Genomic DNA, 21526 nt, shown 5'->3' with positions numbered 1-21526 from the left:
TATTAATCGTTTGACTTGATCACGTGATCATGTCGTATGATCAAACCTCCTTTCCGCGCCAGGCGCAAGGAGAGGGCGGTCTGACCGCATGAGAGTGAACGCTCATGGGCTGAGGCTGATTGCGGAGGCCCTGCAGAACAATGACAACACCACACAGGTAGGCATCAGATGAGTACGCGAAGATTGACGACAGTCAGCTGCGACACCCCGATCGAGCAGGTAGTGGAAATCATCAGGCGTGATGGCGCTGTCGCTATTTCCAACTTCGTCTCGGAAGAAACCTTGAAGTCTCTTACCGAGGACCTGGACAGCTATCTGGGCGTTACCCCCTGCGGCATGGACCCTTACTTCGCCGGCACCCAGACTCGACGTACCGCGCGGATCCTGGCGAAAAGCGACTCCGCCGTGGAAGTGGCACTGAACCCCCTGTTCCTCGAGACGGCAAAGCAGGTATTGCAGACTCCCACCCATGTCTGGGTAGGGAACGATCGGGTCGAGATCACGCCCGATATCCAACTGAGCATGACCCAGGCCATACAGATCGGGCCTGGACAAGGTCTTCAACCCCTGCATCGCGACGATGCCACTTCGCTCTGGCGGCATCCGCAGTATGGTCGCGAGGCTCGCTTGCAGCTCATGCTGGCGATTACCGACTTCACCGAAGAGAACGGCGCGACGCGGGTCATTCCTGGCAGTCATCAATGGGATGACGAACGTATGCCCACCCAGGAAGAAACCATCGGCGCAGAAATGAAGGCAGGCACTGCGCTTCTCTGGCTGGGATCGGTATATCACGGCGGTGGCGCCAACAGATCCGACGCTCCTCGCACAGGCCTGACCATGGCCTACGACCTGGCCTTCCTGCGCCTGGAAGAAAACCACTTCCTTTCCATACCCGTCGAGCGCGTTCGGCAACTCCCCGCGCAAATGCAGCGTCTGCTGGGGTGGAGTGCCAGTTCCACGCTACTGGGATGGGTGGAGATCGATGGTCAGATGCGTGACCCGCAAGAGCTGCTGGGCATGCCCTCCTTTTCCGAGGCAGGGAAGGGATTCTAGCGGCACTGCCATGGATCGGCCCATGAGAGGAACAACGTCCGGCAACCCGGGAGTGATGTGAATGAATGCCTTCAACGGAGCGGCACGCAACAATGCCGAACCCATGAGATTCCGCAGCCTTGGCGGATGGGTGGAGCAGCCAGACGACCTGCAGCCGGCGCTGACAGGCCACGAGCACGCAGACGTAGTCGTGGTCGGCGCCGGGTTCGCCGGCCTGTCAACGGCGCTGGAACTAAGGGCGCGTGGAGCGAACGTCATCGTTCTGGAACAGCAGTTCGCAGGCTTCGGGGCCAGCGGGCGCAATGCCGGCTATCTGCTCGGCAGCATGGGCATAGAATGCGAGGTTTTCGTCAAGCGAGTGGGGCTTGAGCAGGCACGTAAGTTCGTCGGTTTCTATGACGAGGCCGTCACTTATGTGGAAGAGCGTTTGGCTGCGCTGGACATCGATTGCGATTACACGCCCTCGGGAATCATCCGGGCCGCCGTCCATCCCAGCCAGGAAAAGCGACTGCGAGCGAACATGGAGCTTGGCCACGCGCTGGGCTCTGTCACTCGCTTCGTGGATAGCGCCGAGATGCGCGCGCGAGGCATACCGCCCGCATTCCTGTTTGGCAGCGAGCAGCGTGGCGGCACCTTGAATCCGGGAAAGTACGTCAACGGCCTGCGTCGTGCGGCAATCAAGGCTGGCGTGAAATTGTACGAACGCACACCGGTGCTTTCCTACTGTGAAGGACAGGTGATTACCTGCAATACGGCCCAGGGTATCGCCACCGCCCCTGTAATGGTTCTGGCGACCAACGCCTACACGCCTCAGCTGGGAGTGCTACGCAACAAGGTTGCACCGATCCGGGTTTCGGCAATCGAAACCCAGCCACTATCGGCGGAGCAACTGGCGTCCCTGGGTTGGCAAGAGCGTGAAGGCCTCATTACGCCGCACTACACCATGGAAAGTCATCGCCTGACGGCCCATGACACCCTGCTGCTGACCGTGAAGCAATTGGGTTATGCCTACGGCTCGAAGACACCCAATATTCCGGACCACGCCGCCTACGCCGCGTTGTCGCGAGTATTGCGCGAGCGTTTTCCTTCCTTGCAGGGCCTTGCCATTCGGCATTGCTGGAGCGGGTATATCAGCGGGGCCTACGACTTCCTCCCCGTGGTCGGGGTGACAGGGGCCAGGCAGAACATCTTCTATACGGCGGGATGTTCAGGGCATGGCCTTGCCACTCAATCGCTCATGGGCGCGCTTTTCGCCGAGCGAATCGGCGGTGGAGAGCCTCCGCTGCTAGCGGCGCTGGAACACAAGACGCCATCCATGCTACCCGAGCCACTTCAATGGTGCGCCATAAAGTCGGCCTTTGCGGCCGCCAGGCTACTGGATGCATGGACCGACAAGAAAGTGCGCAAAGACAAAGCCTTGAACGGCTGATAACGATGCGGGGAGTTAATGGGGATATGCCCGTGCTCCCTTGCACCGATTAGACACAAGGCATCGATACAACTCTATCTGAAGGGGCAGCTAACGTGGAACCGAGAGACTTGTTCGCTCTGCTCTCATGTATTCTCCTGGTGATTTCCGGATTGTTTTATGGCGCTGCATTCATCAGGCGGAAAAACTATTTGCTTGGTCTGGAGTTCTTGATCGTAGGTATCTCGGCATCGAACTTCACTACATTCATAGCCACCGGCTGGCAAGCCAACTACAACATCGCGATCTTTCTCGACGCCTTTTCGCGAGGGGTGGGAGTGCCAGTTATCGCTACGCTCGGGCTAATGGCAGTTACCCACGATTACAAACCGTCGCCCGCCAAGGATATCCTCATTTTTGTAGCTGGCTTTGCCGCTACCGGCGTCTATTTCCTGTCTGGAATCATCAAGGGATTCCTCCCTTATTTCTATGTATTCATGTGGTCAGCCTATACCTTGTATCTTTGCTACTTCACCTTGCAACTGGCTCGTGCAGGCGAAGCCCTCCATACTCTGGCCACCATCGTTGGCGGGCTGGCGGGCCTGGTAGTAGCGCTCAGGTATGACTTCTTCCCGATTCCGGGAGACGACACGAAGATGGTCTTCATGACCATGGCCTTCCTGGCTTGGTCCTATTCCATGGTGCAGTTGTACTATGCCTATGGTGCGCTGGAGCGTTCGAACAAGGTATACGGCCAAGCGTTTCCTCGTCCACGCTAAACAATACGGCGCGACAAGTTTTTCTTTCTGATCCGACAACCTGGCAGAACTGTTCTGCTGTAACTCCATGGCAGGCCCTGGCCCTGCCTTTTACCGCCCTTCGGGGCGGTTTTTTTTGCAGGCATTACATCCGCTATAGTCCCGCTCCGCACGCGGAGCGTGCATTGTCGGATAAAGTTGCTCGATTCATGACCGGTCATATCCGATCGCTCCCTCTGACTCGAGGCGAAACGACAATTAAAAATGCCCGAGCCGATACCTACGAAAGTTCCCCTCAAGCTCTCTTGTGCCCTGTTACCAAGCATCTCCAGGTAACACATGTTTCTTTACTTCCCAAGGTGGTGCACAGGGCACTGGGCCTGGAACAGAACTTTTTCCATAACCGCCTGATTTATAACAATTAAAAAAACATGAAAGAGAACTGGCATATGGTTTGCCTCATGATCGTCCGACATGGTCAATTGATCAGGTCAAATGATCATTATCGACAGGAGCCGACTTCTTCCCCTTGGGAGGTCGAGCAACCGGTCCATGCCCTGTGTGAGGAGCCATCCAATGAAAGATGTAACTGAACGGCTGGAAGGTGAAGCGCCCACCCGTCGTGTTTTCCAGCAGCAGTTGTTCATGACCCTCGCGGTATCGACCGTGCTCTGTTCGGTCCAGGCTGCGCCCCAGGGCCCCGAGGCGCTGGGGTCGAAACTGACCCCCTTGGGCGGGGAGATCGCAGCGAGTGCAAGCGGGGATATTCCTGCCTGGACGCAGCCTGGACAGCAGGACGAGGGATGGAGCTACGGCCAGGTGCGAGGAGAGCACTGGAAGTTCAAGGGCGACAAGCCGCTCTACAGCATCGACGCGAACAATCTCGCGCAACACTCGAGCAAGCTGTCCCCCGGACAGGTCGAGTTGTTCAAGAGGGTTCCCGGCTATCGCATGGATGTGTATCCGACCCGTCGGACCTGTAGCGCTCCGGACTTCGTGGTCGAGAACACCCGGCAGAACGTTGGTTTCGCCAAGCTCGATGCTGCCGGCCTCGCTCTGGACGAGGCTCACGTTCCGGGCATCCCGTTCCCCATGCCGAGTACCGGTGCCGAGGTGATGTGGAACATGAAGATGCGCTACCGCGGCGTTGGCGTCGAAATTCCCCGGACCATTTCCGGAATTTCTCCACGCAAAGGGGGGGAATGGTTACGTCAGTCGACAGATACCTTCTTCTTCACGCCCTGGGGGAAAAAGGGGAGTGCGCTCTTCTCGTCAGTTGGCCGCCTGGAGAATGCGACCTTCTTCAACTACCTCGAGCCGGCTGCTCTGGCCGGCCAGTCCGCGGTACAGACTGCCGTGGCCGGCGAACAGGCCACGACCTTCTACTATTTCCCCGGCCAGCGCCGCGTGCGGCGAATGCCGTCGTACTCCTACGATGCGCCACAGATCGGCCTGGATAACCAGTACACCGTCGACGAGGCGAACGTCTTCTTCGGCACCATGGACCGTTTCGACTGGAAGCTGATCGGCAAGCAGGAGTTGCTGGTGCCTTACAACGATTTCGGTGCCTACGACACTGGCGCCAAGGTGGAGACGTTTGCCGGCAACGACTCGATCGCGCCGCAGTCGCGTCGCTATGAGCTGCATCGGGTCTGGGTCGTCGAGGCCAATGTCCGTCAAGGCATGCGCCATCAGGCGCCGAAGCGCATGTTCTACATCGACGAGGACAGTTGGAACCCGTTGCTGGCGGTGGACTACGACAAGCAAGGGCAGATCTGGAAAGTGCGCGAAGGGTTCTCGATTCCCGTGTACGAGACAGGCGCCTGCGACGTCCAGGCCCAGGTCCAGTACAACCTGGCGGATGGCCGCTACCTCTTCGACATGACCTCGATCGGTGCGGGCAAGAACGATATTCGCTGGCTCACCGAAGACAACGGCTCCCCCCGCCTGAAGCGTGACTTCTTCACCTCCGACAATCTGCGAGCCATCAGCGAGCGCTAACCGACGTCAGATCGAGAGCCAGCATGAAAAAAATAATTACGAAAGCCTCAGGCCTTGTCATCGCGTGCACAACCCCATTGGCAATGGGATTCACGTTCGAAACCGAAACCCTCAATGGCTCCTTCGACTCCACGATCACCGCAGGCATGGGTCTGCGTACCGAGTCACGGGGCTGCAACCTGATCAACCAGGGACCGACCGGGCACAACGCGCCCTCCGGCTGCCTGGCGCAGAGCTCCGGCGTGGCCGACCAGGGCGACCTGAACTACGACCGCGGCGACATGTTCACCAACTACCTCAAGGGCACCCATGAGCTGTTGCTGAAGATGCCCGAGGACATCACCTTCATGGCGCGCGGCACCTGGATCCGCGACTTCGCTGCCACCGATACCACCGGCACGCTGTCGTTCAACACCCCGGAGAGCGTCGGCAGCAACGGGCTGAGCGACGACGCCCGCGACGACCTCGCGTTCAAGGCCCGCCTGCTGGACCTGTGGGTGAGCAAAGGCTTCGACGTGGGCGGGCAGCGGGTCCGCGCACGCCTGGGCAACCAGGTGATCAACTGGGGCGAAAGCCTGTTCGTGGCCGGTGGCATCAACAATACCAACGCCTACGATTACCAGGCCTTGGCGCGCCCCGGCGTGCAGCTCAAGGAGGCCGTGCTGCCGGCGCCGATGCTCAGTGTCGCGTCGGGCCTGGGTTCGGGTGTCAACGTCGAGGCCTACTATCAATTCCGCTGGAACAAGAGCGAATTGCCGCCGGTGGGCAGCTACTGGTCCACCACCAACGCGCTGGGTGAGGGCAGGGGGGACTATGGATTCTCCGAAAAGGACGCCCGTGACAGCGGCCAGTGGGGCCTTTCGCTGCGCTGGCAGCCGGAGGACAGCGACGTCGCCTATGGCTTCTACGTAATGCGTTATCACGACAAGTTGCCATCGTTGCGTGTCGCCATTCTCGACCCGAACACCTTCGCGGCGGCACCGACCTGGGAGTACCAGGAAGACCGGATGATGTACGGCATCAGTGCCAACATGCCGATCGGTGACTGGGCCGTCGGTACGGAGCTGTCGTACCGGCCGAAGGACTCGGTCATGCTCAACCCGGTCATCGACCTGTGTACCGGCAACGGCGGCAAATGCTGGAAGGACGAGAAGAAATTCCAGTGGCACCTGACCGGCCTGTACAGCTTCACGCCGTCCAATTCCCCGACGCTTCTGGATTTCAGCGGGGCCAGCACGGGCAGCTTGCTGACCGAACTGGTGGTCATCAAGTACCCGGGGCTGCATGACGAGGTCAATGGCGAACCGCTCGCCGCGGGGCTCAATGCCTGGCAGCTGGATCCTGCCAGAGCGCCGAAGTCCCGTGGCGACAAGACCTCCTCGGGGATCAACCTGGACTTCAGCCTGACCTATGACGGCACCTTGTTGCCGGGCTGGCAGGTCACGCCAGGCGTCTTCTATGCACGGTCGCTGGGAGGACGGACACCGAACCTCAGCGCAACCTTCACCGAGGACGCGAGCAGCATGAACCTGTACCTGAACTTCGTGCGGAACCCGGCCAGTTGGCAGATTTCCCTCAACTACGCGAAGTTCATGGGCGGTGAGACGCCCTACGACCAGCTTTATCGTGACCGCGATTATGTCGGCATCGCGATCTCCCGCACCTTGTGAGGCTTGCCTTGAACGGTTCTGTAAAGCTACCTGAGGCCCCGACACGTGGCCTGTTGTCATATGTCGAAGGTGTGTTGTTCAGGCATCGCCGGCTGGTGCTGGCGAGCCTGGCGGTATTCACGCTGATCATGGGCTGGTTCGCCGTACAGCTGCGCATGGATGCCGGCTTCGAAAAGCAATTGCCGGTAGGCCACGAATACATCGAGACATTCGAGGCCTACCGCAATGACCTGCTGGGGGCGAACCGACTGACCATCGTGGTCAAGGCCCGAGAGGGCGATATCTGGAGCGCCCCGGGCCTGAAGCGGCTGTATGACGTCACCCAGGCGGTGACCTTCCTCCCGGGAGTATCGCGCAGCAGCGTGCGCTCCCTGTGGACGCCCAACGCCTTCGTCAACGAAATCACCGAGGAAGGTTTTCGTGCTGATCCGCTGGTACCCGGAACGGTTTCTCCCGAGCACCTGGATGACCGGATCATCGCGAAGATCGCCAATTCCACTGCCCAGGGCGGCTTCATCGGTACGCTGGTTTCCCGGGACCAGAGCAGCGCGATGATCACGGTGGAACTCAACGAGTACGATAGCCAGGGCGCCCATCTGGACTACGTTGCCTTCAACCATCGGCTGGAGAAAGAGATCCGCCAGCGCTTCGAAGACGGCGATTTCGAAATCCAGATCATCGGTTTCGCCAAGCAGATCGGCGACATCGCCGACGGAGCTTCAGCCGTGCTGGAGTTCTGTTTGCTGGCGTTGCTGCTGACGGCGGGGGCGGTGTACTGGTATTGCCACTCGCTGCGTTTCACCTTGCTGGCGTTGGTCTGTTCGCTGGCCTCGCTGGTCTGGCAGTTCGGCAGCCTGCGCCTGTTGGGCTACGGGCTCGATCCGCTGGCAGTGCTGGTGCCCTTCCTGGTGTTCGCCATCGGGGTTTCCCATGGGGTGCAGCAAATCAACTTCATCGTGCGCGAGATCGCCATCGGCAAGAGCGCCGAAGAGGCGGCACGCTCGAGCTTCACCGGGTTGCTGGTTCCCGGGACGCTGGCGCTGGTGACCGCGCTGGTTTCCTTCGTGACGCTGCTGTTGATCCCGATCCCGATGGTGCGGGAACTGGCGATCACGGCTTCGCTTGGCGTGGCCTACAAGATCGTCACCAACCTGGTGATGCTGCCGTTGATGGCGTCGTTGCTGCGCGTCGACGACAAGTATGCAGCCGCCCAGGAGGTTTCCCGGCAGCGTCGCAGCCGTTGGCTGCGGGGCCTGGCCCGGCTCGCCGAGCCACGCAAGGCGCAGTGGGTGCTCGGCGCAGCCTTGGCGGTGTTCCTGGCGGCGATCTGGCAAAGCCATGACCGCGTCGTCGGCACGCTGCAGGCGGGGGCGCCGGAGTTGCGCGAGGACTCGCGCTTCAATCGCGACGCGGTCTCCATCGCCAGCAACTACGACATTGGCCTGGACTGGCTCAGCGTGGTGTTCGAAGTCGACAAGGCTCCTTCCGAGGTGGCCTGCGAGGATGTTGCCCTGGGCCAGTACCAGGATCGTTTCGTGTGGGCCATGCAGGGGGTGCCCGGCGTCCTCTCGGTCGCGTCCTTTTCCACCACCATGCGTCAGTTCAACGAGGGCTACAACGAAGGCAACCCGAAGATGGCGGCGGTGCCCATCGACCCGATGAACTACGCCGCGCTGGCCACCGAGGTTGCGCGAACCCCCGGGCTGATGCGCACCGATTGCAGCATGTCGGCCGTGCACCTGTACCTGGCCGATCACAAGGCCACGACCATCAACCGAGTGGTGGACGCCGCCAAGGCCTTCCGCAGCGAGTATCCGATGTCAGGCATTTCGATTCGCCTCGCCTCCGGCAACGCCGGCGTCCTGGCAGCGATCAACGAAGAGGTGGAGAAGAGCGAAACCCCCATGCTGCTTTACGTCTATGCCGCCATCGCCTTGCTGGTGTTCGTGGTCTATCGCGACTTGCGGGCGGTCCTGGTGTGTTGCCTGCCGCTGACCATCGGCACCTTCATTGGCTACTGGTTCATGAAGGAGCTGCAGATCGGCCTGACCATCGCCACCTTGCCGGTGATGGTGCTGGCAGTGGGCATTGGCGTCGATTACGCCTTCTACATCTACAACCGCCTGCAACTGCACCTGGCCCATGGCCAGACGATCACCAAGGCGGTGGAGTACGCGCTGCTCGAGGTGGGCGTCGCCACCATTTTCACCGCCATCACCCTGGCCGTTGGCGTGGCCACCTGGGCCTTCTCGGAGCTCAAGTTCCAGGCCGACATGGGCAAGCTGCTGGCCTTCATGTTCATCGTCAACATGGTCATGGCCATGACCGTACTGCCGGCCTTCGCCGTGTGGCTGGAGCGGGCGTTCCCGCGCAAACGTCCCGTGCGCATGATCGGCGCGCTGGTGCACTGAGGAGAGAAGCATGAAGTTCAGGGTTTCACTCACCGCGGCCTTGCTCGCAGCAGGATTGCCGCTGATGTCTCTCCAGGCCGCGCCGTTGCAGGCCGTGCCGGCCGTGCAGGCGGGCAATGCCACGCAGGCCACCATGCTGGCCGCCGGCTGGGCCGGAGAGCGGGTGGTTGCCGTGGGCGACCACGGTGTCGTGTTGTTGTCCGACGACCAGGGCAGGCAGTGGCGCCAGGCACGCTCGGTCCCACTATCCACGCCATTGACGGGTGTGTCCTTCGTGGATGCCAGGCACGGCTGGGCGGTGGGTCACTGGGGCGCGATCCTGTCCACCGCCGACGGCGGGGAATCCTGGCAGGTCCAGCGCCTGTCGAGCGAAGAAGACCGGCCGCTGTTCGCCGTGCACTTTTTCGATGCCCGGCAGGGCGTTGCGGTAGGCCTCTGGTCGTTGGTGCTGACCACCGAGGATGGCGGCAAGGCATGGACGGAGCAGCCGTTGCAAGCGCCTCCAGGAGCCAAGCGGGCCGACCTCAACCTGATGGGGCTGTTTGCCGACAACCACGGCAGCCTGTACGCCACGGCCGAGCATGGGCAGGTGCTGCGCTCCGACGACCAGGGGAAGAACTGGCGTTACCTGGATACCGGCTATGAGGGCACCCTGTGGTCTGGCGCGGTGCTGGCCGATGGGCGTCTGCTGCTGGGTGGTCAGCGTGGCACCCTGTTGCAGGGCTCTGCCGATGGCAAGGCTTTTCGCAGAGTGCCAACGCAAGGCAAGGGCTCTGTCACATCCATAGCAGTGGCTGGCGCGCGGGTATTGGCGGTCGGGCTTGACGGACTGAAGGTACGGAGCAGGGATGGTGGAAACAGTTTCCAGGAAGCACCGACGGCTGACGGCCTCTCGCTGACGGCGGCGCTGTTCAACGCCGACGGCACGCCGCTGCTGTTTTCACGTCGCGGAGTAATGCCCCGCCAGGAATGAAAGTGTTCACCGGCCTCTTTGCTTGTCCGGGGACTCGGTTGGGCCTGGCGCCTTCGGGGCCAGGCCGGCCAGCGTGGAAGGCTTCTAGAGCTGGAGATAGTCGGCCAGGTCTGCGTAGTTATGTTGCCACAGGCCTGGGCTGCCATTGGGGTACTGGGAGCGGAAGCCGAGGATCTTCTGAACGCGCGGAGCAAGCGTTCTGACCAGTTCGAGCGGCACGATCAACGGGTAGGCCTCTTCAGGCGTGATGATCGAAGCCTGCATCGGGATGGTCAGCCCGCGACGGTAGAAGTCAGCGGTCACGTTGGCCCCGCCGCCATGAACGACTTTCCCGCCGAACAGCACGGCATCTCCTGCTTTCAACAGGGCAGGGATCGTCATTTCTGGGGTTCCTACATCGTCGAAGTCATCCCAGTCCTGGCTCCCGGGGATCAAGCGCGTGGCACCGTTTTCCTCGGTGAAATCGGTCAGCGCCAGCATCAGGTTGGTGATGGTGCGCGGCGCATGTTTATTCATGGCCACGAACGGTTGGTACTGCGCCATGTCGCGGTGCAGCATTTGCGCTTTGTTGCCTGGGCCGATCTCGATCAACTGGGCCGTGGTCAGCCACCAGTCACCGCACTCCGCGGCGTAGAGCACGTTCCCCAGGTCGTGAAAGAGGTCGTCATCGAGGATCTCCTCGCGAAAGGTCTTGCTGTGGGTGACGAGGTTGGTGAGCCGTTTGGTCTGGCGGCCATGGAACTCGGCGATCAGCTCGTGCTGGTGCTTGGAGCCGGCCTCGAGCGCGGCCAGGGGAGCGTCCAGTTCGTTGTTGATCCGTGCGACTTGTTCGGGGGTCATGAAGTTGCGGATGATCACCGCACCTGCCTGGTCGCTCAGCAGTGCAATCTCTTGCGCTGGAGTCGAGCGGGTTACGACGGGCAGGCTGAAGGTATCGCGAGAGGCTGACATTGAAAGAACTCCGGATTGAAGGAACGGTTGGCGCAGGCGGGTCGCTGCCCGGGCAACGGGCACCGGCGAACAAGCCCGCTTGCCACTGCGCTAAACCCCAAAAAAAGAACATGGAGCGTCACGGCGCCTCCTTGTATTTTTTGTTCAGGCAGTGAGTTCATGCTAGGTTTCCCCCAACCTTGCGCCAAGGTACGAACTGCACCATTTCCTCTGTGATTTTTGAGTGTTTTGCACCGCCCATGACCAGTACGCCATCCTCCTGGCCACGCCCATCGGAAGCCGTTCGTGAACTCATGCGCAAAGGCGCCGAGCTCGCTCAGACGCTGCCGCCGGAGTGGGTCGAGCGCCTCAATCAGGCGCTGTTCTCTTCACCGGAAGATGCCAAGCTGCTGGAGGACCCGGTCATCCTCGCGGCGTGCCGGCGCGCCAACCGCGCAGAGTTGCTGCATTGGGCGAACGCCAATCTGCAGCGCCCCGGAGAACCGGTGCAACCCTACGTCTCGGCCGACATGGTGGACACGGCCAGGGAACTCGCCCGCAGAGGGCTGTCCGAGCTGCTGATGAATGTCGCGAGGTCGACACAGAACACCGCCTGGGAGCTATGGATGAAGATGGCCTTCAACCTGACGCAGGATCCCAGGGTGCTCGAGGAGTTCCTGGAGGTCTCGTCGCGGTCCATCTCGGAATTCATCGACAGCAACATGCGTGTGGTGACCCAGATCATCCTGGAAGAAAAGAGCGCCCAGGCCCATGACGACCCGATCGACAAACGAAGCCTGATCAGTCGGCTGCTCGAGGGCAGGGATGTGGATACGGAGCAATTCGGCAGGCGGCTGGGCTACAGCCTTTTCCAGAAGCACTACGCCGGCCTGGTCTGGTGCGAAAGCCCGGACGCCGAGATCCGCCTTCTGGAGGATGTGGCGCGTACCCTGGCGCAACTCACGGGCACGGCGGCGCCGTTGATCGTATTCGCCGGCCCCGCGACCCTGTGGGTCTGGAGCCATGCGGCGAAACCGCTGGACCTGAACCTGCTGCAAGGCATCGCACTGCGGTTTTCAGGGATTCGCGCGGCAATCGGCTCGCCGGGCACGGGAGTCAATGGCTTCCGTCGCTCGCATCTGGAGGCCCTGACGACGCAAAGGCTGATGGGCCGCCTGGCGGGCGCACCCGCCGTTGCCACCATCGACCAGGTGAGGATGGTGTCGCTGATGACCCAGGACGACCGCGCGGCCAGGCAGTTCGTCTTGAGCACCCTGGGGCGGCTGGCGACGGAGCCTTCGGTGCTTCAGCGCTCGCTGCACGCCTTCCTGGCCAATGGCTGCAATGTCACCCAGACCGCAGAAGCGCTGGGCACGCATCGCAACACATTGCTGCGCCGGCTGGAGCGTGCCCAGGACCTGTTGCCCGTCCGGCTTGCCGATCATCGCATTCAGATCGCCGCGGCCCTTGAACTGGTGATCTGGAGTACTCCCCTGATCGATGATGATAAATAACCATAAAGACCGAACGCGCTCTTCACAGTAAAAAGGATGCCCCGGTCAGGAAAAGACCGCCAATAAGGAAGAGGGTGATCAGACGAGTGCTGAGCCTGAGAGGAGGCTGATGCTCGACAGTCTTGTCCAGGGCGAAATAAAGCTTTCTGAGTATTTGCCGCTCATCGATATCGTCTGCATCGAATATTGAATCGATCACCGAGTCCGCGCTTGGAAATGGGTTATGCAAGAGCGGAGCGACATCGAATGCACTTTTCTGGAGCGCCCGCGCGGAAAGCAGAGCCGAAGTGACCAGGGCCGCAAGCGCTGCGATAGCAAGAACCACCTCCAGGGGAGTGATCATGCTGATACTGGCCGAAGTGCCAAAGCGAAGCATGGTCCCATATAGAGTTATCACGCCGGCGAGGGCACCGAGTGACAACGTGAACATGAGGCGAAGGTAGACCGTCACCAGGTTCCTTGAGGAAGAAACCTGCTCAAGATAGATTTTCACCAGTGCTTCAATGGTCAGTCGGCGCGCTTCGAATACAAGCCGACGCTCGTCGGGGGAGGGGCTAGGTGACATCCGTCGTCCTTCTGCTATGGTTGCCTGCTCGTTTCATCTTCGAATAGAAAGATGAGTCCCGCCAGAGCACTTTTTGAATATTCAATGCAGGACGGCGCTTGCCGCAGCAGCGCCGTCATCGTCAATGGAACATACCTACAATTTCATCTTCATGTCATGTTCCGGTTTCGACTCAAGACAGCGGACGTCGTCCCAATGCATTATTGTCCAGACGGAGTGCCAGAGCAGCCGGCAGGCTGCGAATATGCGGCATAGATGGACCGTCATGGCTGCGGGACATTCAGCGTGAGGATGAGTATTTGCTCATGACGGGCCCGTATCGGCGATACAGCATTTCATGCAGTGGGCTCCGTGCAGAGGCGGTGACCTGCCCCCCGATTTCAGTACCACGCCGAACTTAGTAGAGTCCGTTTTCCGAGCAGGAGACGGCAGTGAAAAAGCGTTTTACTGAAGAGCAGATTCTCGACTTCCTCAAGCAGGCGGAGGCCGGTGTGCCGGTGAAGGAACTGTGTCGCCGACACGGCTTCAGTGATGCATCGTTCTACACTTGGCGGGCGAAGTTTGGCGGTATGACCGTGGCGGACGCCAAACGGTTGAAGGATCTTGAACTGGAAAACAGCCGATTGAAGAAGTTGCTCGCCGAGGCCCACCTCGACATCGAGTCGCTGAAAGTGGTCGCCCGGGGACAAGGGTAAGCCCGACAGCACGGCGGGAGGCGGTGCAGGAGATGCAGGCGCGAACCGGCATCTCCGAGCGTCGTGCCTGTCAGTTGATCGGGCTGTCCCGCTCGGTGTTGTGCTACCAGCCGCGAGCCAGTGTGCAAAACACCGAGCTGCAAGCCCAACTGGTGGAACTGGCCCAAGAGCGCCGGCGCTTTGGCTATCGCCGCCTGCACATCCTGCTGCGGCGTGCTGGCGTGCAGGTCAACCACAAGCGGATCTATCGCCTGTACCGCGCTGCCGGCTTGATGGTGAAACGGCGGCGCCGCCGCCATGGCGTCGCGGTGGAGCGCGAACGCCTGAGTTTGCCGAGCGCACCAAACCAAGTCTGGTCGATGGACTTCGTCTTCGATGCACTGAGCAACGGGCGGCGGATCAAATGCCCTATCAGCGCGACATCAAGCTGAAGCTGATTCAGCCTGGTAAGCCCACGCAGAATGCCTTCATCGAGTCGTTCAACGGTGAGTCCGGGACGAATGCCTCAATGAGCACTGGTTCTGTTCGCTGGCCGAAGCGAGAATCCGCATCGCGGCCTGGCGGCGGGATTACAACGCACACCGACCGCACAGCGCGATTGGCAATCCCACCCCGGCAGAATTTGCTGCAAGTTGGCGAACTCGCCAGCAGCAGCTGAAGCAGGAAAAATTAATATCAACCCCAGGGCCTACTAACTAGGCAGCGGTACTAAAACTGGGGGCAGGTCACTGCAACGCGGGCACATTGACTGCCTTGATCATCACACCTACCCAGTCTTACGCCAAGATGTTTTGGTCGGCCTACTGATGCCCCCTACCGTAACGTCATTCAGAGCAACTTGCGCTGACTTGCTTCTTCCAGAGTGCTCCGTGCCAACTTGGCCAAGATCTCATCAGTCGATTCGTTGAAGGGCAGGGCGAACACCAGCAGTAGCTGCGTCCAGGTAGTCGTTATCTCCCGTTTGACCACGCGTCCTTGTTCCTTGCCATTGGCATCGAAGAAACGAGTCTCCATGATCCACTCATTGTCAAAGGTTCCCGGAATCACCAGTAAAGTAGCGCCTGAGAGGATCGCCAGAAGCATGCTGCCGGTTTCATGGTTGCTAACCTTCACCTTGGCGTAGACGTCCGCAGTATTGAGTCCGAGCGCGACTTGCTCGAACGCTTGACTGCTCTGGTACTCTTTGATCAGCAGTCTCTCCAGGCGAGGTAGATTGAATCCGCGCTGACTGGGGGTACCGTTGAACTGATAGTCGGTATCGACCTTGAGGCTGACGGTGGGCTTGGCCGAGTTCAGTGGAATCGGCCAAGCGCTGGCGTCTGCCTGCTGCTGGTGCGAATAGGAAATGCAGCCGGTGAGTTGCAGGCAGAGAGCGCCTAATAGCGCGAGGTGGTATTTCTTCATCAGTCTTGCGCGAGAAACCTCGTCCTTGGGCGAGGAGGGATAGCGCGTCACGCGAAGCGTGACCCTGCTCTCGCTGCCTCCTTCTGGGGGGTGCTATCGGTAGGGTGTGAGAAAAAGGCGTAGCCATCGGCCTTCTGGATGATCTTGCAGTGGCTAATGCTTTGAATCGCCGTTGTTGCTGTTTGGATGGTGAAACTACCGGTTTGGCGGACTGCAACCGTTCCCTGGTCAATCCGGCTTGCTTTCACAAGGCTCCCCCTCAGGGCAGGGCAACTGCGCAGTGGCATCCTTCAGCAGCGACTCCACCAGTTGAGTGAGTTGCACACTGCCCAGGGAGAAGGCGGCATAGTCGTGATCCCAGAGGCCTGTGTTCTGCTGGACGTCCAGTGCTTTGTGGCTGCTGGCCAGCGCCTTGCCCTCAGCGTTTTCGATCAACAGGTCACCGACCAGATCGTACTTGTCCACGTAGATTGGGCCGTTCACCCAGATCCATGCAGTCAGTGTCAGCAGGGCACCTGGGATATAGCCGGGATGCGGGGTTCGCTTGCCTTCTAGCGAGGAGAAGCTGAACTTCAACACAACGTCATTGCCTTCGACCTTCGCTGGAAAGCTGATCAAGCGCCCGAAATACTCACCGCGCTCGACATGCTGCCCGATCTGTTGGGTCAGGGCCGCGCTGACGGTGCGGCGCCAGTCAGCATTGGTAATTTTCCTGTCGGTGATCTGTACCTCTTCCACCTGGACAGCGTGCGGGTAGGTGCTTTGCGCTGTTTCTGAAGGTGCGCCGATGGGACCGGCGGGATGGAACGAAACACACCCGCCCAGACCAAGCATCAGCAAACCAGTGAGTGGTGGCAGAGTCGAACGCACGGTCTCTCCTTGAACTACCCGCAACTCTGGTCGTTGCATCGAGAGGGTAGTGATGATTTACGGATATCAAGAAATGACGGAAAGCAAGGGAAGAGCATTGCGGGGCGACTTCCTTATCGCTACGTCATCGCTTCCTGGCAGCAAGCGATGCAGGTGGCTGCATTATGCCATTATGCCCTTCTTGTGTCAGGCCCTGAAGGGGAGAGAGGATTACAGCGAGGAACATCCGCAGCGCACTGAACTACCGCTCGCCGCTGCGCAATTGCGCTTACTTGACCACCTGATTGCATTTGACTAGACCAAGCATTTGCATCGGATCTGAGACCGGCAGAGAACGACCAATAGCTAGCTTTGAAGGGCAGTTTGTAATCCCGGACACCGATTTAGGCGACAATCCTTGCCGTGAGAGAGGTGTCTGATGAGCAAGCAACGACGTACGTTTTCCGCCGAGTTCAAGCGAGAGGCCGCGCCCCTGGTGTTGGACCAAGGCTACAGCCATATCGACGCCTGCCGTTCGCTGGGTCGGCCTTGCGCCGTTGGGTGAAACAGCTCCAGCAGAAGCGCGACGGCGTGACCCCGAAGAGCAAGGCGCTCGCCCCAGAACAGCAGAAGATCCAGGAGCTGGAGGCTCGGATCAACCGGCTGGAGCGGGAGAAAGCGATCCTAAAAAAGGCTACCGCTCTCTTGATGTCGGACAAACTCGATAGTCGGTGGAAGTGGTCTGTTTAGCTTTCGATGTGGCGCGGTCTTGCTACTACGTCCACCGTCTTCGACGTCGTCGGGTCGATGCGCGCCGCGTTGATGCGTGAGCTGGGCCTGGTCAGCAAGCAACCGGGCTCGCACGCCTATAGACAGGCCATGGTTGAGCGGCCGGATATCCCGAATCGGCTGAACCGCGAGTTCGCGGTCCAGCGTCCCAATCAGGTGTGGTGTGGCGACATCATGTACATCTGGGCGCAAGGCCGCTGGCATTACTTGGCGGCGGTGCTGGATCTGCAGGCACGGCGGGTGATCGGCTGGGCGTTCTCGGCCAAGCCGGATGCCGAACTGGTGATCAAGGCCCTGGACATGGCCTACGAACAGCGCGGCAGGCCACAGCAGGTGCTGTTCCATTCAGACCAGGGCAGCCAGTACGCCAGCCGCCTGTTTCGGCAACGGCTCTGGCGCTATCGGATGCAGCAGAGCATGAGCCGTCGGGGGAATTGCTGGGATAACTCGCCGATGGAGCGCCTGTTCCGCAGTCTGAAGTCGGAGTGGGTCCCGTCAACGGGTTACCTGACGGCGCAGGAGGCCCAACGGGACATCAGTCATTACTTGATGCACCGCTACAACTGGATCAGGCCGCATCAATTCAACGACGGGTTACCACCTGCGGTGGCCGAAGAAAAACTCAACCCACTGTCCGGGATGGGTTGACCACTACAGAGGTTAGTCAACGAGATGAGATCTGAGGGGTACTTGGCAAGGGTGACCTCAGAGGACGACGTCATCATCGCAACCACCAGGCCCTCGGCAATGACATCTGAGGACGCCTGAGCGTTGAAGGTAGCAGCTTAGCGACCACCGTACAGCGCCAGATCGGGCTTGATGCTGACCTGCGTGGGAACAACTCGACCCTCGCACATGGCTTCTCTGGCTGTTCGTAAAAGCAGCATGGACGAGGGGAGTGCTGACGTAAATCGAAGGGCTGTTCTGTGCCAACAGGTAGGCGATTCTGGAGCTCTACCGTAGATAGGGGTCATGCCGAGATAAGGGGAAAATTCATTCATTTGGAATGTAAGCCATTGCTCTGAAAGGCTTTCTATCCGGCAAGCGCTGGCTTGCACCTCATGGTCTATCTTTTCCGTCTGGTTCAAGGAAAGGAGTGACACATGGCATCCCTCGAACGTACCGCCTACCCTGTTTTGTCGCGCTCCTATTCGAGGGCCGAGCTTCAGCGTGAATTCAGCTTCTCCGAGGAAGAAGTCACGTGGGTCAAAAGTCGCTCTAATGCAGCATTCCGACTGAATCTCGCTGTTCTGTTCAAGACTTTTCAGGTACTCCGATACTTTCCAGAAATCGCTGAAGTGCCGGAGCCAGTTGTCGATTTCATCCGCACACAAATAGGTCTACGCAGCAAGGTTGCGCTATCACCCTACAAGTGGATGCAGCTTTACCGCCATATGAGTGCCGTTCGGGAAAAACTTGGGGTTCGACCGTTCTACGGCTCGGATGGTCAAGACATAGCATCCACGCATGCACAGTTGATGGCTCCCCTCCTCGAACAGCGCGCTGACATTATTAATGCGATCATTGACGAGTTGCTGCGCCAAAACTACGAGCTGCCCGCCTATTCGACCTTGAATGACCTAGCAGAAGCCGCTCGTGCAGAAGCACAAGAGAAAATCTTCAACCTTGTGGTAGCCAGAGCTCCAATCAAGGTGATCTATAAGCTAAGGGATCTTCTCGACACGGACTTCGGGCGTCGGCAGAGTGACTTCAACACACTCAAACAGGCACCCAAGAAACCCTCGCGCAAGCATCTGGAGGTACTGATCGACCACCTAGCCTGGCTAGAGAGTTTCGGGAAACTGGATGCCATTTTTGATGGGATCGTCGATACGAAAATTCGCCACTTTGCTGCCCAAGCTGCGGCGTCGGATGTATCTGAACTGAAGGACTGCTCGCTGCCGAAGCGTTACACGCTGATGCTTGCTTTGATCTACCGTATGCGGGTGCGAACCCGAGATCACCTGGCCGAGATGTTCATCCGAAGAATCTCCACGATCCACAAACGCGCCAAGGAGGAGCTGGAGCAAATCCAGGCACGTCAACGTCAGAAGTTGGAACAACTGGCGGCCACCCTGGACGGCGTGGTGCAGATTCTGGTTCAAGAGCCGGATGACCAGGAGGCTGGTAGCCTGATTCGAGAATACCTCTCCCCCGATGGCAACATGGATCGGTTGCGAGAGGTTTGTGCTGAAGTTCAGGCCACAGGAGGTAATAACTACTTGCCGCTGATCTGGAGGCACTTCAAGTCCCATCGTTCACTGCTGTTTCGCCTCAGCCACCTTCTCCAGTTGGAGCCCACCACCCAGGATCGCTCACTTATCCAGGCGCTTCAGCTCATTCAGGACAGTGAGAATCTGCACCGTGAATGGATCGATGAGCATGTCGACTTGTCGTTTGCATCAGATCGCTGGGTGAAGATCGTGCGTCGCCCTACCAGTGAAGGGCCGCCTACCAACCGACGTTATCTGGAGGTCTGCGTGTTCTCCTACCTGGCCAGTGAACTGCGCTCGGGTGATCTGTGCGTGCAGGGATCGGAATCCTTCGCCGACTACCGTAAACAGTTGCTGCCTTGGGAAGAGTGTCTCCAGCGGCTACCGGCATACTGCGAGAAGGTGGGCCTTCCTACCACAGCGAAGGAGTTTGTCGCCTCGCTCAAGAGCCAGTTGGAGGAAACCGCGCAACAGTTAGATGACAAGTTCCCTTCCTGTCGAGGGGATGTGTCGATCAACGATGCAGGCGAGCCGGTACTGCGGCGGGTGATGGCACGGGACATCCCGCCTTCAGCCATCTCGCTACAGACGGCGCTTATGCAGCGTATGCCAGCCAGGCACGTGCTGGACATTATGGCCAACATTGAGCACTGGATTCAGTTCACGCGGCATTTCGGACCGATGTCCGGCAACGAGCCAAAGCTCAAAGAGCCGGCCGAGCGCTACCTGATGACGATCTTCGCCATGGGCTGCAATCTCGGTCCCAGCCAGGCCGCGCGGCATCTGGCCGGTAATGTCACACCGCATATGCTGTCCTATACCAATCGCCGCCACCTCTCGCTGGAGAAACTGGACAAGGCTAATCGCGAGTTGGTGGAGCTCTATCTGCAACTTGACCTGCCCAAGCTTTGGGGCGATGGCAAAGCAGTGGCCGCAGACGGTACCCAGTTCGACTTCTATGACGACAACCTACTGGCCGGCTACCACTTCCGCTATCGCAAGATGGGGGCCGTGGCGTACCGACACGTGGCCAACAACTACATTGCAGTGTTCCAGCACTTCATCCCGCCAGGCATCTGGGAGGCGATCTATGTGATAGAGGGACTGCTCAAAGTCAGCCTTAGCGTCGAGCCCGATACGGTCTACTCCGACACCCAGGGCCAGTCGGCCACAGTATTCGCCTTCACTCATCTCCTGGGTATCAATCTGATGCCGCGTATCCGCAACTGGCGCGACCTAGTGATGTGCCGACCGGATCGAGGCGTATCGTACAAGCACATAAACCGACTGTTCACCGACACTGCCGACTGGCACCTGATCGAAACTCACTGGCAGGATCTGATGCAGATTGCGCTGTCGATCCAGGCCGGCAAGATTTCCTCGCCCATGCTGCTACGTAAACTTGGCTCTTACAGCCGGCGCAACAAGCTCTACCTCGCAGCACAGACGCTGGGCAGTGTTATCCGCACGATTTTCCTGCTCAATTGGATTGGCAGCCGAGAGCTGCGCCAGGAAGTCACTGCGAACACCAACAAGATCGAGTCCTACAACGGCTTCTCCAAGTGGCTCTCTTTTGGCGGCGATGTAATTGCCGAAAACGATCCGGACGAGCAGCAGAAACGTCTGCGTTACAACGACATGGTGGCTTCGTCGGTGATTCTGCAGAACACCGTGGACATGATGCGCATCTTGCAAAAACTAGCCCGCGAAGGGTGGCAGTTTACCGATGAGGACGTGTCCTTTCTTAGCCCCTACCTGACCAGTAACGTCAAGCGTTTCGGCGAGTTCAACCTTAAGCTCAACCGACCGCCGGAGCCCTGGATCAAGGATTCGGTATTCCAACAGGCTGCCGGCTCGTTGCGAGTCAACTCGACCAGTAAGGCCGCGGCCGAGGAGGCAATATGATCGAGATTGCGTCAGCGTCTTTTCGAGTCACACCCTACGGTGAGGTGGACATCGCAGCACTGGACAGAATGCGAGCCGGATTCGATACATCCCAACTTCTACGGCTAGTTGAAGGTCTGGATGCATGCCTCTCGGAAATGGGTGGTATCACCGCCTTGCGTGACGAACTGCTGAAATTGCACGCAATGGCACTGACTATCGTCGAGGGGACTGCCCCGGCTGCGCCCACCGAGAACGCGTGTATCTGGGCTGAAGCAGAATCTGTGCAGTTGGGCCTAGAAGCGCTGGCGACGTGGATTCGCTCCGCTCAGGGCTTCCTAACTCCCTTGACCAGTCTTGAGCCTGAGCATCAGCAGTAGCTCGTTAAACCGTATCAAGCCGAGCC

Annotated in this window: 14 protein-coding genes and 2 pseudogenes; 12 read left to right on the top strand and 4 right to left on the bottom strand. The window is 59.4% G+C overall.

What is annotated here, in order from left to right; translation table 11 throughout:
- Positions 1 to 168: 168 nt before the first annotated feature.
- From VQ067_RS14685 to VQ067_RS14655, 7 genes are all read left to right on the top strand, one after another.
- Positions 169 to 1056 (top strand): phytanoyl-CoA dioxygenase family protein, encoded by an 888-nt coding sequence (locus tag VQ067_RS14685; RefSeq protein WP_019485409.1) that lies wholly within the window; start codon positions 169 to 171, stop codon positions 1054 to 1056.
- A gap of 61 nt (positions 1057 to 1117) precedes the next feature.
- Positions 1118 to 2485 carry an NAD(P)/FAD-dependent oxidoreductase gene (locus VQ067_RS14680; RefSeq protein WP_023091817.1) on the top strand — a complete coding sequence of 456 codons (1368 nt, stop codon included), beginning with the start codon at positions 1118 to 1120 and terminating at the stop codon, positions 2483 to 2485.
- Positions 2486 to 2595: 110 nt separating this feature from the next.
- Positions 2596 to 3243 carry a hypothetical protein gene (locus tag VQ067_RS14675; RefSeq protein WP_023910721.1) on the top strand — a complete coding sequence of 216 codons (648 nt, stop codon included), beginning with the start codon at positions 2596 to 2598 and terminating at the stop codon, positions 3241 to 3243.
- 555 nt (positions 3244 to 3798) lie between these two features.
- Positions 3799 to 5223: a DUF1329 domain-containing protein gene (locus tag VQ067_RS14670; protein ID WP_033953450.1), complete on the top strand. Its 1425-nt coding sequence runs from the start codon at positions 3799 to 3801 to the stop codon at positions 5221 to 5223.
- 23 nt (positions 5224 to 5246) lie between these two features.
- Complete coding sequence (locus VQ067_RS14665) at positions 5247 to 6893, top strand: DUF1302 domain-containing protein (protein WP_003089183.1); 1647 nt, start codon at positions 5247 to 5249, stop codon at positions 6891 to 6893.
- Positions 6894 to 6901: 8 nt separating this feature from the next.
- A complete protein-coding gene (locus VQ067_RS14660) occupies positions 6902 to 9304 on the top strand; it encodes an efflux RND transporter permease subunit (protein WP_023094735.1) in 2403 nt (800 codons plus the stop codon).
- A gap of 10 nt (positions 9305 to 9314) precedes the next feature.
- On the top strand, positions 9315 to 10277 hold the full coding sequence (locus tag VQ067_RS14655; RefSeq protein ID WP_033991336.1) for a WD40/YVTN/BNR-like repeat-containing protein: 963 nt from the start codon (positions 9315 to 9317) through the stop codon (positions 10275 to 10277).
- Between the two features lie 84 nt (positions 10278 to 10361).
- Here VQ067_RS14655 and VQ067_RS14650 read toward each other — a convergent pair whose 3' ends face one another.
- The gene (locus VQ067_RS14650; protein ID WP_003089190.1) at positions 10362 to 11228 is read right to left on the bottom strand and encodes a phytanoyl-CoA dioxygenase family protein; all 867 of its coding nucleotides are present in this window, start codon (positions 11226 to 11228) and stop codon (positions 10362 to 10364) included.
- A gap of 293 nt (positions 11229 to 11521) precedes the next feature.
- Between VQ067_RS14650 and VQ067_RS14645 the strand changes: the two genes are divergently transcribed.
- Positions 11522 to 12721, top strand: a complete 1200-nt coding sequence (locus tag VQ067_RS14645; RefSeq protein ID WP_033991337.1) for a PucR family transcriptional regulator — start codon at positions 11522 to 11524, stop codon at positions 12719 to 12721.
- Positions 12722 to 12743: 22 nt separating this feature from the next.
- Here the strand turns inward: VQ067_RS14645 and VQ067_RS14640 are convergent, their stop codons facing one another.
- Positions 12744 to 13286, bottom strand: coding sequence for a hypothetical protein (locus VQ067_RS14640; RefSeq protein WP_003122765.1), 543 nt, complete (start codon positions 13284 to 13286; stop codon positions 12744 to 12746).
- A 431-nt stretch (positions 13287 to 13717) separates the two neighbouring features.
- Between VQ067_RS14640 and VQ067_RS14635 the strand changes: the two are divergent.
- Positions 13718 to 14680 (top strand): annotated as a pseudogene (locus VQ067_RS14635) (IS3 family transposase).
- A gap of 129 nt (positions 14681 to 14809) precedes the next feature.
- Here the strand turns inward: VQ067_RS14635 and VQ067_RS14630 are convergent.
- Positions 14810 to 15436 (bottom strand): hypothetical protein, encoded by a 627-nt coding sequence (locus VQ067_RS14630; protein ID WP_169311264.1) that lies wholly within the window; start codon positions 15434 to 15436, stop codon positions 14810 to 14812.
- 177 nt (positions 15437 to 15613) lie between these two features.
- Positions 15614 to 16255: a hypothetical protein gene (locus tag VQ067_RS14625; protein WP_023087971.1), complete on the bottom strand. Its 642-nt coding sequence runs from the start codon at positions 16253 to 16255 to the stop codon at positions 15614 to 15616.
- Between the two features lie 418 nt (positions 16256 to 16673).
- On the opposite strand from VQ067_RS14625, the pseudogene VQ067_RS14620 reads away from it, so the two are divergent.
- The 3 genes and pseudogenes from VQ067_RS14620 (at position 16674) to tnpC (ending at position 21500) form a co-directional block, all read left to right on the top strand.
- A pseudogene (locus tag VQ067_RS14620) lies at positions 16674 to 17671 on the top strand (IS3 family transposase).
- Between the two features lie 455 nt (positions 17672 to 18126).
- On the top strand, positions 18127 to 21141 hold the full coding sequence (locus tag VQ067_RS14615; protein WP_003111042.1) for a Tn3 family transposase: 3015 nt from the start codon (positions 18127 to 18129) through the stop codon (positions 21139 to 21141).
- Positions 21138 to 21500 carry a Tn3 family transposase post-transcriptional regulator TnpC gene (gene tnpC / locus VQ067_RS14610; RefSeq protein ID WP_003111043.1) on the top strand — a complete coding sequence of 121 codons (363 nt, stop codon included), beginning with the start codon at positions 21138 to 21140 and terminating at the stop codon, positions 21498 to 21500. The genes VQ067_RS14615 and tnpC overlap by 4 nt, the downstream gene beginning before the upstream one ends.
- Positions 21501 to 21526: the final 26 nt, after the last annotated feature.

This window comes from Pseudomonas sp. KBN12P06040, from assembly GCF_037574965.1.
In the GTDB taxonomy this organism is placed as follows: domain Bacteria; phylum Pseudomonadota; class Gammaproteobacteria; order Pseudomonadales; family Pseudomonadaceae; genus Pseudomonas; species Pseudomonas aeruginosa.
The sequence above is the reverse complement of the archived record's forward strand: the minus strand, read 5'-3'. Positions and strand labels throughout refer to the sequence as shown.